Source organism: Diaphorobacter sp. HDW4A (assembly GCF_011305995.1).
GTDB lineage: Bacteria > Pseudomonadota > Gammaproteobacteria > Burkholderiales > Burkholderiaceae_C > Diaphorobacter_A.
Map to the genome: position 1 here is coordinate 6,070,294 of NZ_CP049910.1, position 15,976 is coordinate 6,086,269.

The following is a 15,976-nucleotide window of genomic DNA, read 5'->3' on the forward strand; positions in this document are numbered from 1 at the left end:
CTGGCTCAGCGCTGCCTTCGGCGTCGGGGACACCTCGTCTCAGGCTCCATCTCGACGTGAGGTAGGTGATTTCGGTGCTTTGTTCGCTTTTTGGAGCTGTTATCTGGGGTGGGAAGGACGGCGCGGATCAACATCCGCAAACTCCCAGTCTCCTTCCAAACGCGTCAACCAACAAGTCCGAGGCTAGCGCTTGTTAACTTTTGTCAATTTAATGAGCGAAGTTGTGAGTGTCACAAACGAACGGTGACAAGTTTCATAAATTACTAGTACATTGGTATCGAAGACATTAATTGATTGCTTTTGACTAACTTCTTATCTCGTCTCGGGCATTCCGCCTACAGCGTCTGGAAGCCGTTCAAGCAGAATCAACGTCATGCGATCCCACCCGGTCGCAACCGCTCATAGGAACCCCTCGCCCCCTCTGTGGGGACTTGTTCCCCGGCCATAGCGATATGGCCGGGGATTTTTTCTTGTAGGCCGTTGGCCGCAATCATCGGGACGTGGTGCGGGTTGACACAGGGCAATGCGAAAATGGCGGCATGAACGCTGCCTCCACCTCCATCGACACCCTCACGATCACCCGCCCGGACGACTGGCATCTGCATGTGCGCGACGGCGAGCCGCTGCGCACCGTGGTGCCGCACACCGCTGCGCAATTCGGCCGCGCGCTGATCATGCCCAATCTGCGTCCGCCCGTGACCACCGCCGAACAGGCGCTGGCCTACAAGCAGCGCATTCTGGCGGCGGTGCCTGAGGGCGTGGCGTTCGAGCCGCTGATGTCGCTGTACCTGACCGACAACCTTGCCCCTGAAGAGATCGCGCGCGCCAAGGATGCGGGCGTGGTCGCGCTCAAGCTCTATCCCGCCGGTGCCACGACCAACAGCGACGCGGGTGTGACCGACATGCGCAAGACCTACAAGACGCTGGAGGCCATGCAGAAGGCGGGCATTCTGCTGCTGGTGCACGGCGAGGTGACGAGCAGCGACATCGATCTGTTCGACCGCGAGGCCGTCTTCATCGACCAGCAGCTGATTCCGCTGCGCCGAGATTTCCCCGAGCTCAAAATCGTCTTCGAGCACATTACCACCAAGGATGCGGCGGAATACGTGAAATCGGCCGACAAGTACACCGCCGCCACGATCACCGCGCACCATCTGCTCTACAACCGCAATGCGATCTTCACTGGCGGCATCCGTCCGCACTACTACTGCCTGCCGGTGCTCAAGCGCGAGACGCACCGCCTTGCGCTGGTCGAAGCGGCAACGAGCGGGAGCGACAAGTTCTTCCTCGGCACCGACAGCGCGCCGCACCCCGCGCACCTCAAGGAACACGCCACGGGTTGCGCCGGTTGCTACACCGCGCACGCGGCCATCGAGATGTATGCCGAGGCGTTCGACAACGCGGGCGCGCTCGACAAGCTTGAGGCTTTCGCGAGCTTCAACGGCCCGGACTTCTACAACCTGCCGCGCAATACGGGCACCGTCACCCTGCGCCGCGAATCGTGGACGCCGCCCGCCAGCTTCGCCTTCGGAGAGGCCGAGCTCAAGCCACTGCGCGCGGGTGAGGCACTGCCGTGGAAGCTGGTCGCCTGACGTGACGGTCAACACATTGGGAGTTTTGCCATGCCATCCTCCATTGCCGAACGCCAGCTGCGCATTGCGCTTTTGATCGACGCGGACAACGCGCCCGCCGAGAAGATCGACGAGATCCTCACCGAGCTGTCCACGCTCGGCGAGATCAACGTGCGGCGCGCTTACGGCAACTGGACGAAGTCGGGGCTCGTCAGCTGGCAGAACCGGTTGCTCGAGTTCGCGATTCTCCCCATGCAGCAGTTCGACTACTCCAAGCACAAGAACGCCACCGACATGGCGATGACGGTGGATGCGATGGAGCTGCTCTACAACGACAAGCCGGATGCCTTCGGCATCGTCTCGTCGGACGCGGATTTCACTCCACTGGTCATGCACCTGCGCTCCAAGGGCGCGGCCGTCTACGGCTTCGGTGCGCAGCAGACGCCCAAGCCGTTCGTCAATGCCTGCTCGCGGTTTCTGTACCTCGAATCTCTGGTCAGCGAGGTCGATGTGATCGCCGCGACCGAGGCCGCTGCGGCGTCACCCCCGCAGGAAAAGGTCGTCTCGACAGCGGCTGCAACAGCTGCTGCGCCCTCTGCGCCGACGGAGCAGCGCTTGCGCGTTCCCGGCCCGCAACTGCGTCAGGACTCGCGCCTGATGACGCTGCTGCGCTTTGCCGTGGAGGCTTCGCAGGACGAGTCCGGCTGGGCCAAGGTGGGGGCGGTGGGGCAGCAGATCGGCAACAAGACTTCGTTCGACTCGCGCAACTACGGCTACGCCTCGCTCACCAAGCTGCTGGCCGCCACGCAAGCCTTCGAGCTGCGCGACGAAGGCACGCCGCGCGTGTCGGTGCGTGACAAGCGTGCCGCGCGCGGCAACGGCGCGCCCGCTGCATGAGCTTTGCGGACATGGCGGAGGCCGAAGTGCCTCTGCAGGCCTTTGCACAGATCGACTGGCAGCGCCCGTGGCTGGCGGAGCTGCGCGACATCGGCGAGCCGGTCGCTGCACAGGTGCTACGCGGTGCCAGCGTGGCCGGGGCGCTCAACGCCGTGTGCCCGCGCGAAGACTTCGGTTTTGCCAACCAGCACGCGTTGCCGCCTGGCATGGCCTACGAGCAGTTCATCTTCGAGACGCGGCGCATTCCCACGCGCGACAACCTGCACGATTTCTTCAACGGCTTGATCTGGCTGCACTTTCCTGGCACCAAGCGATTGTTCAACCAATGGCAGGCGCATGCGATTGCCGCGCAGGGAGTGGGGGCGGTGCGCGGCCCGCTGCGCGATGCGATCACCGTGTTTGACGAAAACGGCGCACTGCTGATCGCACCCAAGCCGTTGCAGGATGCGCTCAAGTACCGCGAGTGGCGCAGGCTTGGCGAGGAGTTGCGACCACTGTGGCAGCAGGCGCGGCTGGTGCCCGTGGGGCATGCGCTGCTCGAAAAGCTGGTTCTGCCGCGCAAGAACATCACGGCACATGTGTTTATGGCGGATGACGATGTGACGTTGTGTGTCGATGTGGATGCGTGGATGGCTGCGAATTTCGAAGCACAGGCGTTCGCGGCCAAACCGTTCAATCCCCTGCCAGTTCTAGGAGTCCCGGGGTGGTGGAGCGAAAACGAGAACTTTTGCTTCTATGATGACTCTCACGTTTTCCGCAGCGGCGGCTTTCAGAAAAACACCCAACACCAAGCCGCACTGAACGCCTGTTGAAAAACAGGGTTGAAGCCCCATATGTCCGTCTAACACCGGCGGCTTCAGTTTCGAGATTGCCCGGATTTCCCCACCCACTTTTTACTGACTTTTTCAGTCGCATTTCGTTATCCCTTTGTGGAGAACCAGACGATGAAACGCATTGCTTTGTTTTTGTTGACCAACATCGCCGTCGTGGTGGTGTTGGGCATTGTCGCCAACCTGCTTGGCGTGAACCGCTATCTGACCTCGAACGGGTTGAACCTCGGTGCGTTGCTGGGTTTCGCCTTCATCATGGGCATGGGCGGCGCCTTCATTTCGCTGTTGATCAGCAAACCCATGGCCAAGATGAGCATGGGCGTGCAGATCATCAACCAGCCACAGAATGCCGATGAGGCATGGATCGTGGACACCGTGCGCAAGTTCTCGGACAAGGCCGGCATCCAGATGCCCGAGGTTGGCATCTACCAAGGCGAGCCGAATGCGTTCGCGACCGGTGCGTTCAAGAACTCGGCGCTGGTGGCGGTGTCCACCGGCCTGCTGCAGGGCATGACACGCGAAGAGGTCGAGGCCGTTATCGGCCATGAGGTCGCGCACGTGGCCAACGGCGACATGGTCACCATGGCGCTGATCCAGGGCGTGATGAACACCTTCGTTGTGTTCCTGTCGCGCGTGATCGGCTACGCGGTCGACAGCTTTCTGCGCCGCAACGATGACAACGCGAACTCCGGCCCCGGCATCGGCTACATGATCAGCACCATCGTGCTCGACATCGTGTTCGGCGTGCTTGCCTCGATCATCGTGGCCTGGTTCAGCCGTCAGCGCGAGTTCCGTGCAGACGCTGGCGCCGCGCAGCTCATGGGCCGCAAGCAGCCGATGATCAGCGCGCTCTACCGCCTCGGCGGCATGCATCCCGGCGCACTGCCGCAGAACATGCAGGCTATGGGCATCGCCGGTGGCATCGGCAAGCTGTTCAGCTCGCACCCACCGATTGAAGAGCGCGTGGCCGCGCTGCAGAACGCGCAGTAATTGCAGAACTGACTCTCTTGTTGAGGGCCGTGGCGAAAGTCACGGCTTTTTTTTGTGCCACACGCATCGTCGAAAGACTGAATGTCATGTGTTGATTTCTGAACATCTGCACAATGGAATTGAATTCATTTCCATCCATCAAGAAGGGGGCTTCATGTCTTTTCAAACACGGCAACTCGGACGGTCTTCGCTTCAGCTCTCTCCGCTGTGCTTCGGCGGCAATGTGTTCGGCTGGACCGTGGACGAGGCCACGAGCTTCTCGCTGCTCGACGCGTGGCTGGATGAGGGCATGAACTTCGTCGATACGGCCGATGTGTATTCGCGCTGGGTGCCGGGCCACGGGGGCGGCGAGTCGGAGACGCTGATCGGCAAGTGGCTCAAGCGCTCGCCCGCGCGGCGCAGGCAACTGGTGCTGGCGACCAAGGTCGGCAAGGACATGGGCGACGGCAAGGTGGGCCTGCATCCCAAGTACATCAAGCAGGCGGTCGATGCCTCGCTCAAACGATTGAACACCGACTACATCGACCTCTACCAGTCGCACGATGATGACCCGAGCATTCCGCTTGAAGACGTGATGGGCACCTTCGGCGAGCTGATAGAGGCGGGCAAGGTGCGCGCAGTTGGCGCGTCGAACTACAGCGCCGCTCGGCTGGCCGAGGCGCTGGAGTGCAGCGAGAAGCACCGACTTGCGCGCTACGAAAGCCTGCAGCCGCTCTACAACCTGTACGACCGCGCGGTGTTTGAGAAGGAGCTGCAGCCGTTGTGCGAAAAGCAGGGCGTTGGTGTGATCAATTTCTATGCGCTGGCAGCAGGATTTCTCACCGGCAAGTACCGCACGCAGGCCGATGTGAACAAGAGCGCGCGCGGGCCCAAGACCGTGGGCCTGTATCTCAATGATCGGGGTCTGCGTATCGTCGATGCCCTTGAGCGCGTGGCTTCGCATCTGAATGCCAAGCCGGGTGAGATTGCGATCGCCTGGCTGTTGACCCGCAGCGCGATTGCCGCGCCAATTGCGAGCGCGAGCAATCTGGAGCAGCTGCGCTCGCTGATCCGCGCGGCGAACCTCAAGCTGGATGCCGAAGCGCTGAAGACGCTGGAGAACGCCAGCGCCGAATGATGGGGAGGCTGCGGTTCAATGGACGCTGCGCCACGTCAGCAGCCGGAACGGGAGCAGCAGGCACAGCCCGACCACGAGCTTCACGCCCAGATCGCCGAGCGCCCAGGTGATCCACGGGTCGCTGCCGCCTGCGAACGCGATGCTCCAGAACACAAAGGTGTCGAGGATTGCGGCGAGCACGGTGGCGATCAGCGGTGCGCGCCACCAACTGCCTTGGCGCAGGCGGTGGAACACGCTGATGTCGAACAGCTGCGAGAGGATGAAGGCCGTGCCCGACGCGATGGCGATGCGCGGCGGGGCCAGCAGCAGGGAGGCGACCACGGCCACCGCAAAGCCTACCCACGCCACGCGCCGCGCGGGCTCGGGGCCGTAGCCACGGTTGATGAGATCGCTCACCAGATACGCTACCGGATACGACAGCGCGCCCCAAGTCAACCAGTCGTTGATGGGGTATTGCACGAGGATGTTGGACGCGAGCACGACCACCGCCATGGCAACGATGCCCGCAAGCATGCGGGCGGCGCCGGGGCGGGTGAAAGCCGTGGTCTTGGTTGTTGCGAGGCTGGGCGAGACGGGGGCGTGGGAATCCGGGTGCATCCCCGTATTTTCCGATGGATTGGAAAATGCGGTGCCGAGTGGGCTGGTTCAGGGCTCGGACGCCGGGCCTTTGGCGAGGCGATTGCTGCGTCCCGGGGCCGCCATGCCGGGAATGTAGTCATTGGAGATAAAGCTGCGGCAGCGGTGCATGAAGGCCTCGACCACATGCCTCGGCTTCTGGTCGCTGGCCCACGCGAGGCCGAGCTTCATCGGCCGGTGCTTGCCGCTCAGATGCAGGTTGACCAGCTTCTTGCCATCGAGAGAATGGTGGTTGCGCGGGCGCACGTTGACCAGCGAATAGCCCACGTCGTTCGCGACCAGCGAGCGCACCACATCGGGGCTGGCGGTGCGTGCCGAGATCAGTGGCGAGACGCCGGCCTCGCGGAACAGCGACAGAAAATAGTCGCGGCTCAGCGGCAGGTCGAGCAGCACCATGGGATGCTGGGAGAGTTCTTCCAGCGTGGTCGCGCGGTGGTTGGCAAGCGGATTGAGTTCGCTGACGATGACGTGCGGCGGCAGCGAGGCGAGTGGCTCGAAAGAGATGTCCGATTCGGCGACCAGCAGGTCGTAGGTGATGGCCACGTCGATCTGCGCGGTGCGCAGCTTGTCGATCAGGCCCTCCTGATGGTCCTCGATCTGCGTGACCCGGGCCTGCGGATGTGCGCGCGCAAAACCTTGGCATAACTCGGGTGCGACCATGGCCGCGAGCGTGGTGAGGCAGCCCACACGCACGGGGCCGCGCACCTCGTTCTGCGCATTGTTCGCGACGTCGTAAAGCGCCATCGCCCGGTCGAGCAGATCGCGGATTTCCTTGAGCACTTCGGCCCCGGCGGGGGTGACCGAAAGTCCTTGCGCATGGTGGCGCACGAACAGCGGCACTTTCAATTCCGCCTCGACCTGAGTGATCGCCGAGGAGATCGATGACGGTGAGACATGGATGCGGTTGGCGGCCTCCGCGATGCTGCCGAACTCCCCGGCGGCGACGCAGTATTCGAGCTGTCGGAAAGTCAGGCGCGTTAGCACGGTGCAGCGCCCGCGTCGGTGCCCGCGCGCAGTCCGTGCCCAAGTACGCTGCAACGGCTGCGTTGAGGGCTTGAGTTTGTGGGAACGCGCATGGGAGCTGGAGTCATGGGCCGGGTGTGTGCAGATGGACAGTGGAACAACGCGAGGGCGGCTCGGCAATAGGTCCTTCCCCGAGGCCCGACATTATTGAGCACGTACGGGCTCTCGAAATCATTCGCCGTCCATCTGGTCCCTGAACCATTGGGAGACCGCGCCGTCGCCGTCGGCGGGGGCGTCGATCCCCTTCACATCCTCCGACAATCCCGCCGAGCGGGCGACGAAATCCAGCGGCTCATCCCAGTTGAAATGCTGGTGCACGGCTGCCGTCTGCGCGTGGGGCGGCGACTGCGCGAACAGCTGGAAGGTGAGCCGGTGGCTCGCGTAGTCGGAATTGAGCAGGTCGCGCGCATAGGCCAGCAGCTTGCGGCGATCCTCGGACTTCCACTGTGGGCTCAGGGTGTAGAACTTGTCGAGCCACGGGCCGGTCTCTTCATTCCGGAAGCTCGCGTAGTCGGGCGTCAGGCAGATCTGGCCGCCGCAGAGATCGCGCACCGTGTTCATCATCTCGTGCAACTGGCTGGTCGCGAACGAGCGGCCGGTGAACAGCAGCGACTGGTTGGGCATCATCAGCCCGGCGGGGCTGCGCTCGGCCAGCGCAATCGCGGCGGTCAGGTGGGCGTTGATGCCCTCGCGGTAGCAGGCCAATTTGGAGAGCTTGTCCTGCACGGCCTGCAGCTTGTCCACGCCGGTCTGGCGCGTGTTGTGCAGGGCCGTGCCGATCAGCATGTCGGCGAGCTTGAGATTGCGCTGCACGAACGCGAACGCCGAATAGCGGTGCAGCGTGTTCTGCAGAAAACGCGCGGCTTTGGTGTGGCGGTAGAACAGCACGTTCTCCCACGGAATCAGCACATCGTCGAAGACCACGATGGAGTCCACCTCGTCAAAGCGGTTGGACAGCGGATAGTCTTCGGCCGGCGCGCGGGTCGCGAAGCCGGTGCGGCAGATGAAGCGCAGATTGGGCGCGCCCATGTCGCAGATGAAGCCGATGGCGTACTCGGAGTGCTCGTCGTTGCCCCATTGCGCGAGCGCGGGTTTGGTGAAGGCCTGGTTGGCGTAGGCGGCGGCCGTCTCGTACTTGGCGCCGCGCACGATCACGCCCGCATCGGTCTCCTTGACCACGTGCAGCAGCACGTCGGGGTCCTGAGCCTGTGGCGGTTTGGAACGATTGCCGCGCGGATCGGTGTTGGCCGAGACGTGGAAGAGGTCGCCATGCACCACCTGGTTGATGTGGGCGCGGATATTGGACGAGAAGCGTGGGTCCAACTCGTTGAGCACATCCTGCCCGTCGAACAGCGACCACATCTCGCCTACCGTCTCGTCGCCCACGCGGGTGACCACGCCGCCGATGTCCTCGAGCAGCAGGTCGGTGGCGCGGCGCTTGTCCCACCAGTCCTGGCGCGTGAGCGGCAGCTTGTGCGCGATGCAGTGGCGCTCGCCGTCGCCCTCGTCATAGGTCAGCGTGTCGCGCAGCGCGGACTCGTGCTGCATGTCGTACATGCGTGCGCGGATGTCCACCAGCGGCTTGAACATCGGATGCACGGTGACATCCTTGACCCGCTCGCCATTCATCCACACGCGCCGCCCATCGCGGATCGAGTCGCGGTACTGGGTTCCTGTTCTGATCACTGCGTGCCTCTTGTGGTGCAAAAAAGCGATGACGGGCTGCGGTTGTGCCGCAGCCCGATGAACATCAAGTCAGTCGCGATGCGGGATCAGCGATTGACCCACTTTCCGTCTTTGACTTCGTGCAATTGCAACTCGACGGGGATCTGTGTCTGCCCGTTCGAATCGAAGGTCACCGTGCCGGTCACGCCCTCGTAGCGGATCGCGCGGATCGCCTTGGCGACGGCCACCTTTTCCTTGGGGCCTGCGGTCTTGAGCGACTGCAGCAGGATTCCGGTGGCGTCATAGGCGTACTTGGTATACGGGCTTTCGGAGTCCGCATAACCCTTGGCCGCGTAGGCCTTGCTCATCGCGTCGAGTTTGGGGTTGAGCTGCGACTTGGGCGTGCCGACGATGGTGCCGTCCGCCGCCGCACCGGCGATCTGGATGAGCTGCGGATCGAACATGCCGCTGATGCCCAGCATCGGCTGCTTCATGCCGAGCTCGGCCATCTGCTTGCGCACGATGCCGGCCTCGGTGATCACGCCGCCGAAGTAGACCGCATCGGGGTTCAGGCTCTTCACCTTGGTGAGGATGGAGCGGAAATCGGTCGTGCCCACGGGGTAGCTTTCCTCGGCCACGACGCTGCCCTTGTCGGCCTTGAAGAACTGGCCGAACGACGAGAGATTGGCGCGGCCGTAGTCGCTGGTGTCGGCAATGATGGCGATCTTCTTGGCGCCGAGGCCCGTCGCCGCCCAGGTGGCCAGCGGCTTGTTCTCGTTGACCAGCGTGGGCGTCACGCGGGTGGTGTTGGCGAAGTTCTGGTCGGTGATCTTGGGGCCGATGGCGCCCCAGACGATGAAGGGCATCTGCACGCGGTTGAACACCGGCAGCGTGGCCAGCGCGACCGGGCTGTTCCAGTGGCCGATGGCGCCGACCATGTCGCGGTCGTTCACCAGCTTGAGCGCGGCGGACACGCCGGTCTGCGGATCGGAGGCATCGTCGAGCACCACGCCTTCCACCTTGAACGGCACGCCAGGCGTGGCGTTCCACTGGTCGATGGCCAGCAGGAAACCGTTCTTCGCACCCAGACCCTGCTGCGCGTTGCCGCCGCTCACGGGGCCAATGAAGCCGAGCTTGACGGTGGATTGGGCCAAGGCAGGGCCGCACAGCAGCGCGGCGGCGGCGAGCGTCACGGCGGATGCGGCAAAGCGTCGGCGGGCGGACGAGGGAGCGGCGAAAGTCGAGGGAGCTTGCATGGTCAGTCGGTCCTGGTTGGTGATGTGAGCGGGTTGTCTGCGAGGCGTCTTCATGGTGGCCCGCACCGCGTGCCACCACAGGGAAATCCGAGGCCGGAGGCGGTGCCTTTCCTGCGTCGTGAAATCACTGTATCGCCGCTTCGGCGGGCGCTGGTTCGCGTTTTCCGATGCAGCGCATCAGCAAAAGCGATGCAGGTTTTCGGCGTTTTCTTGCTTAAATATTTGCGTATGTGGAGACATCCGAACCAACCGAATAGGAATACGATCAATGTATGACGCGCTGTTCCAGCAACTCATCAACTGGCTGACCCTGGGCTGCATCTACAGCCTGCTTGCCCTGGGGTTCAGCCTGTTGTTTGGTGTGTTGCAGGTCATTCACTTTTCCCATGGCGATGTGGCCATGGTGGCACCGTTCATTGCGCTCGCAGCCGTGCAGGCATTGGCCGCAGCGATGGGCGGATCGGCAACCTGGGTGGTGCTTGCACTGGCCTGTCTGATCGCCATCGCGGCTGTGGGAGGGTTGGGCATCGCGCTCGACCGGCTGGTGATCAGCCGTTTCCGCGATGCGCCCGCGATGATGCCGCTGGTCGCCACCGTGGCGCTCGGCATCGTGATCCGCGAGCTGATCCGCCACCTCTACCCGCAGGGCAGCAATCCGCATGCGTTCCCGGCGATTGCGCAGGGCTCCATCGACACGCCCTTTGGCGCGCTGCCGATGATCAGCGTGGTGTCGGTGCTGGTGTCGGTGGCGCTGGTCGCGCTGATGCTCTATGTCCTGCACCACACGTCGATGGGCATGCGCATCCGCGCCGTGTCGCAGGACCGCGAGACCGCGCGCCTGTTCTCCATCGCGCCGGGTCCGGTGTTCCGCAACACCTTCTTCATTGCGTCGGCCGTCGGCGCGGTGGGCGGCATTTTTCTCGCGAGCTACGCGGGCGTCGTGCGCTTTGACTTCGGCGTGCAGGCCGGCCTCATCGGCTTCTCGGCCGCCGTGGTCGGTGGGCTTGGTCGCCTTGGCGGAGCCATTGTCGGCAGCCTGCTGATCGCCGCCATCGAGACCATCGTGCAGGGCTATGTGCCTAACGGCACCTCGTACCGCCTCGTATTCGTCTTCGCGCTGGTGATTCTGGTGCTGATCTTCCGTCCCGCCGGTCTGTTCGGTGTGCAAAAAATGGAGAAGGTGTGATGCAGACTTCGACGACGAATTCAACAACGATCTCCTCGACGGCGGCGGCGGCGCGCGTCGCTGCGCCGGAACGCATGACCTCATCGGCCATCGTGCTCGGCGTGTGTATGGGCAGCGCGGTGCTGCTGCGCTTCTTCCTGCTGGCCGAGAGCTGGGTCACCGTGCTGGTGCTGCTCGCCTGCTTTGCGGTCGCGCTGATCGCGGTGCAGAAGCGCCCGGCGGTGGAAGACCGCATTGTGGCCGCGTTCAGCCAATGCAAGCCGCTGGCCGTGTGCCTCGGCATCGTGCTGGCGCTGGTGTTTCCGTGGGTGCTGGGCGGCGACAGCTACGCGATGCATCTGATGATCATCGCCTGCCTCTACGCGGTGCTCGCGCTCGCGCTGAACTTCCAGCTCGGCAGCGCCAACATCCCGAATTTCGCGACCGGCGCGTCCTACGGCATCGGCGCGTATGCGTCGGCGCTGCTCGCGATCCACTTCGGCGTGAGCTTCTGGATCTGCCTCGTGGTGGCCGCCATCGTTGCGACGATCTTCGGTTTTCTGCTCGGCCTGCCGTCGATGCGCACCCGCGACAGCTACCAGGCGCTGGTGACCATTGCCTTCGGCATCGTCGTGCACCAGTTGCTGATGAACTTCGAATGGACCGGCGGCGCCAATGGTCTGGTGGGCATTCCGTCGCCCACGTTCTTCGGCCACTCGTTCAATGATCCGATCACGCTGTTCGGTCACAGTCTGCCGGGCCAGGCCAACTTCTACTACGTCGCGGTCGCGCTGCTGGGCATCGCCATCGTGTCGGCCCAGCGCCTGCACAGCTCGCGCGTCGGCCTCGCGTGGAATGCGCTGCGCGATGACGAGATCGCGGCCCGCGCCTGCGGCATCAACGTCACCTGGTTCAAGGTCAAGGCCTTCGCGGTGGATGCGTTTCTCGCGGGCTTCGCGGGCACCGTGTACGCGTTCTACGTGAGTTTCATCTCGCCGGACAACTTCACCTTCCTGGTCTCGGTGACCATCATGACCATGGTGATCGCGGGCGGTATGGACAACACGCTGGGCGTGATCGTCGGCGCGTTCCTGCTGACCATGCTGCCCGAGAAGCTGCGCGCGTTTTCCGACTACCGCATCCTGTTCTACGGCCTCGTCGTGATCGCCTTCCTGATCATCCGTCCACGCGGCATCTTCCCTCAGCGAGTGCGCAACCATGAGCATTGAATCGAATCACACGCAGACCGCTCAGGCGGCGACAGCGACAGGTCCGCTGGTGCTGGAAGGGCGTGGGCTCACCATGCGCTTCGGCGGCCTCACGGCGGTGCAGGGCGTCGACATCCATCTGGCCACGGGCGAGGTGCTGGGCATCATCGGGCCGAACGGCGCGGGCAAGTCCACGCTGCTCAATCTGCTGACCGGCATCTACGTGCCGACCGAGGGCGATGTGCTGCTTGAAGGTCAATCGCTCAAGGGCGTTCCGGCCTACGAGATCGCGGGCGCAGGCATCGCGCGCACCTTCCAGACCAGCCGTCTTTTCGGCAGCCTGAGCGTGCTCGACAACGTCATCATCGGCATGCACTCGCGCACCAAAAGCGGCGTGATCACCGCGCTGCTACGCCCCGGCAAATCCAAGGCCGAGATGAGCCGCTGCGCCGAGCGCGCCTGCGAGCTGCTCAAGAGCGTGTCCAACGATCTCTTCGAGCGCCGCAACGTGCTCGCCAGCAGCCTGCCGCAGGCCGACCGGCGGCGTCTGGAGATCGCCCGCGCGCTCGCCACCGAGCCCAAGATCGTGCTGCTCGATGAACCATCGAGCGGCATGGACGACCGCGACACCGACGCGTTGATCGCCGACATCCAGCGGCTGCGCGAACAGAACCCGAAGCTCGGCTTCATCATCATCGAACACGACATGCGCCTCATCGCCACGCTGCCCAGCCGCGTGATGGTGTTGGACTACGGCCGCAAGATTGGCGACGACACCTTCGACGTGGTGCGCCAGCTGCCGCGCGTGCAGGAAGCCTATCTGGGCAGAAAGGCCAGCAGCCACCATGCTTGAAATCGACTCCATCAGCACACGCTACGGCGTGGTCAATATGCTCAACAAGGTGTCGCTCACGGTGCCCGAGCACAGCATCGTCTGCCTGCTCGGCCCCAACGGCGCGGGCAAGACCACGACCTTCAAGGCGATCGCCGGACTGTTGCCTGTTTATCACGGCGCGATCCGCATCATGGGCAAGGACCTCGCGCGCATGCGCACCGAGGAGCTCGCAGGGCTTGGCGTGGGCTTTGTGCCCGAGGGCCGCCGCCTGTTCCCCGAACTGACGGTGCAGGAAAACCTGCAGATCGGCTACGACGCGCTGCGTCCCAAGGAGAGCTTTGCGAAGGCGCTGGAGCGCGTCGTCGCGATGTTTCCGCGCGTGGGCGAGCGCATCGCGCAGACGGCAGGCACGCTGTCCGGCGGCGAACAGGCGATGGTCGCGCTTGGCCGCGTGCTCATGGGCAACCCGCGCCTCGTGGTGATGGACGAGCCCACGCTCGGCCTGTCGCCCAAGCTCATAGAGGAGTACTTCGAGACGGTGGAGCGCATCCACCAGCACGGCATCACGGTGCTGCTCATCGAGCAGAACGCCGAGGCCGCGCTGTCCATCGCGCACACCGGCTATCTGCTGCTCAAGGGCCAACTCGTGGCCTCGGGCACGGCCAAGGAACTGCTCAACAACGACGTAGTGAAGCACTTGTACCTGTAACCCTCTTCACCCCATTTCAATTTGAACCCACCGCCAACGTCGGCAAGAAACGCCGACGCGGGACGGACTTACGCCCCATTTTTCTGAGAGTAGACGCCATGACAGCTGACATCCAAACAATCGATACGCTCGTGGTCGGTGCCGGACAGGCCGGAATCGCAGCCAGCGAACACCTGAGCCAACTCGGCGTTCCGCATCTGGTGCTGGAGCGCAACCGCATCGCCCAGGCCTGGCGCACCGGACGCTGGGATTCGCTGGTCGCCAACGGCCCCGCGTGGCACGACCGGTTTCCGGGCATGGAGTTCAAGAGCGATGCCGACGGCTTTCCCGCCAAGGACGAGGTCGCCGACTACTTCGAGGACTACGTCAAGCACATCAAGGCCCCGGTGCGCACCGGCGTCGAGGTCAAGAAGGTCACCCGCAATCAGGGCCAACCGGGCTTCACGGTCGAAACCTCGCAGGGTGTGATCCACGCCAACAGCGTGATCGCCGCGACCGGCCCGTTTCAGGTGCCGGTGATTCCACCGATTGCGCCCAAGGACGCGCGCATCGAGCAGATCCACTCCGCGCAGTACTACAACCCCGAGCAGTTGCCCGCAGGCGCGGTGCTGGTGGTGGGCGCGGGTTCGTCGGGCGTCCAGATCGCTGACGAACTGCAGCGCGCGGGCCGCAAGGTGTTTCTCTCGGTTGGCGCGCACGACCGCCCGCCGCGCGCCTACCGTGGCCGTGACTTCTGCTGGTGGCTCGGCGTGCTCGGCGAATGGGACGCAGCGATTGCCAAGCCCGGCCGCGAACACGTGACCATCGCGGTGAGCGGCGCACGCGGCGGCCACACGGTTGACTTCCGCGCACTCGGCCATCAGGGCATCACGCTTGTCGGCCTGACCGAATCATTCGCAGACGGCAAGGTGAAGTTCAAGAGCGACCTCGCGGAAAACATCGCCAACGGCGACGCGAACTACCTTGGCATGCTCGACGCGGCGGACGAGTTCATCCAACGCAACGGCATCGACCTGCCCGAAGAGCCCGAGGCCCGCAAGCGCCTGCCCGACCCCGAGTGCGTGGCCCATCCGCTCAAGGAACTGGACCTCGCCGAAGCCGGCATCACCAGCATCATCTGGGCCACGGGCTACAAGACCGACTTCAGCTGGCTGCAGGTCAACACCTTCGACGCCACCGGTAAGCCGCAACACCACCGTGGCGTGTCGAACGAACCCGGCGTCTACTTCCTCGGCCTCCCCTGGCTCTCACGTCGCGGATCGTCCTTCATCTGGGGCGTGTGGCACGACGCCAAACATGTGGCTGACCACATCGCCAAACAGCGCCGCTACACGGATTACCACGCGGCCGCGCAGAGCAAGCAGAACAACAGCAAGTAAAGGTCAACCACACGACGGCCCAAAACCTCGTCACAGCAGCCTTCGAAGCGCAAGCGAGATTGGATCAACCACTACAACGGCGAGACAGGGCTTGAGACGAGGCGTCGCCGACGCAGACAGTACTTCCGTACGGCAAGGAGGCGCAACGAAGGATCAAGCCCTGTATCGCCGCCTCCAAACGACCCACCCATCGAAGCCGAACAGGCTTCGTAAAACCAAAGCAAAAGGAGCATAGACATGCCAACACATACACGCATCCGGATGTTCAACACGAAGGACACTTATCCGAATCAGAGCTTGGACAATGACCTGTGCCAGGCCGTCAGAGCAGGCAACACGGTCTACGTGCGCGGCCAGATCGGCACGGACTTCGACGGTAACCTCGTCGGTCTGGGCGACCCTGGAAAGCAAGCCGAGCAGGCGATGAAAAACGTCAAGCAACTGCTCGAAGAAGCGGGCAGCGATCTCTCGCACGTTGTCAAGACAACCACCTACATCATCGACCCCCGCTACCGCGAGCCGGTCTACCGCGAGGTGGGCAAGTGGCTCAAGGGCGTGTTCCCGATCTCGACGGGGCTGTGCATCTCGGCACTCGGCCAGCCGCAATGGCTCATGGAAATCGACGTCATCGCCGTGATCCCCGATGACTGGACATCGCCTGCCAAGGGCTGAGCCCTTTCAGTTTCATCAGTTCA

Annotated in this window: 15 protein-coding genes; 11 read left to right on the forward strand and 4 right to left on the reverse strand. The window is 63.6% G+C overall.

All coding sequences use genetic code 11. The annotated features are described in order from the left end of the window. Positions 1–539 precede the first annotated feature (539 nt). The 5 genes from pyrC to G7047_RS27635 all read left to right on the forward strand — a co-directional run bounded on the left by pyrC (position 540) and on the right by G7047_RS27635 (position 5,405). On the forward strand, positions 540–1,592 hold the full coding sequence (gene pyrC, locus G7047_RS27615) for a dihydroorotase (protein ID WP_166311495.1): 1,053 nt from the start codon (positions 540–542) through the stop codon (positions 1,590–1,592). Positions 1,593–1,622: 30 nt separating this feature from the next. Next, a complete protein-coding gene (locus tag G7047_RS27620) occupies positions 1,623–2,468 on the forward strand; it encodes an NYN domain-containing protein (RefSeq protein WP_166311496.1) in 846 nt (281 codons plus the stop codon). Then, positions 2,465–3,280: a DUF3025 domain-containing protein gene (locus tag G7047_RS27625; protein ID WP_240939289.1), complete on the forward strand. Its 816-nt coding sequence runs from the start codon at positions 2,465–2,467 to the stop codon at positions 3,278–3,280. Before G7047_RS27620 ends, G7047_RS27625 begins: the two co-directional genes overlap by 4 nt. 132 nt (positions 3,281–3,412) lie before the next feature. Then, on the forward strand, positions 3,413–4,288 hold the full coding sequence (htpX, locus tag G7047_RS27630; RefSeq protein ID WP_166311497.1) for a protease HtpX: 876 nt from the start codon (positions 3,413–3,415) through the stop codon (positions 4,286–4,288). A 154-nt stretch (positions 4,289–4,442) separates the two neighbouring features. Beyond that, a complete protein-coding gene (locus G7047_RS27635; RefSeq protein WP_166311498.1) occupies positions 4,443–5,405 on the forward strand; it encodes an aldo/keto reductase in 963 nt (320 codons plus the stop codon). 15 nt (positions 5,406–5,420) lie between these two features. Here the strand turns inward: G7047_RS27635 and G7047_RS27640 are convergent, their stop codons facing one another. From G7047_RS27640 to G7047_RS27655, 4 genes are all read right to left on the reverse strand, one after another. Next, a complete protein-coding gene (locus G7047_RS27640) occupies positions 5,421–5,918 on the reverse strand; it encodes a queuosine precursor transporter (RefSeq protein WP_205904870.1) in 498 nt (165 codons plus the stop codon). Positions 5,919–6,050: 132 nt separating this feature from the next. Then, positions 6,051–7,025, reverse strand: a complete 975-nt coding sequence (locus G7047_RS27645; RefSeq protein ID WP_166311500.1) for a LysR family transcriptional regulator — start codon at positions 7,023–7,025, stop codon at positions 6,051–6,053. 210 nt (positions 7,026–7,235) lie between these two features. Then, complete coding sequence (locus G7047_RS27650; protein ID WP_166311501.1) at positions 7,236–8,750, reverse strand: 4-hydroxyphenylacetate 3-hydroxylase family protein; 1,515 nt, start codon at positions 8,748–8,750, stop codon at positions 7,236–7,238. 86 nt (positions 8,751–8,836) lie between these two features. Continuing rightward, a complete protein-coding gene (locus G7047_RS27655) occupies positions 8,837–10,039 on the reverse strand; it encodes a branched-chain amino acid ABC transporter substrate-binding protein (RefSeq protein WP_240939290.1) in 1,203 nt (400 codons plus the stop codon). A gap of 214 nt (positions 10,040–10,253) precedes the next feature. Between G7047_RS27655 and G7047_RS27660 the strand changes: the two genes are divergently transcribed. The 6 genes from G7047_RS27660 (at position 10,254) to G7047_RS27685 (ending at position 15,953) form a co-directional block, all read left to right on the forward strand. Next, positions 10,254–11,171: a branched-chain amino acid ABC transporter permease gene (locus G7047_RS27660; protein WP_166311502.1), complete on the forward strand. Its 918-nt coding sequence runs from the start codon at positions 10,254–10,256 to the stop codon at positions 11,169–11,171. Then, positions 11,171–12,379, forward strand: coding sequence for a branched-chain amino acid ABC transporter permease (locus G7047_RS27665; RefSeq protein ID WP_240939291.1), 1,209 nt, complete (start codon positions 11,171–11,173; stop codon positions 12,377–12,379). Before G7047_RS27660 ends, G7047_RS27665 begins: the two co-directional genes overlap by 1 nt. Next, complete coding sequence (locus G7047_RS27670; protein ID WP_166311503.1) at positions 12,369–13,211, forward strand: ABC transporter ATP-binding protein; 843 nt, start codon at positions 12,369–12,371, stop codon at positions 13,209–13,211. The genes G7047_RS27665 and G7047_RS27670 overlap by 11 nt, the downstream gene beginning before the upstream one ends. Beyond that, positions 13,204–13,902: an ABC transporter ATP-binding protein gene (locus G7047_RS27675; RefSeq protein WP_166311504.1), complete on the forward strand. Its 699-nt coding sequence runs from the start codon at positions 13,204–13,206 to the stop codon at positions 13,900–13,902. Before G7047_RS27670 ends, G7047_RS27675 begins: the two co-directional genes overlap by 8 nt. A 98-nt stretch (positions 13,903–14,000) precedes the next feature. Next, the gene (locus tag G7047_RS27680) at positions 14,001–15,281 is read left to right on the forward strand and encodes an NAD(P)/FAD-dependent oxidoreductase (RefSeq protein WP_166311505.1); all 1,281 of its coding nucleotides are present in this window, start codon (positions 14,001–14,003) and stop codon (positions 15,279–15,281) included. 237 nt (positions 15,282–15,518) lie between these two features. Further along, a complete protein-coding gene (locus tag G7047_RS27685) occupies positions 15,519–15,953 on the forward strand; it encodes a RidA family protein (RefSeq protein WP_166311506.1) in 435 nt (144 codons plus the stop codon). Positions 15,954–15,976 lie beyond the last annotated feature (23 nt).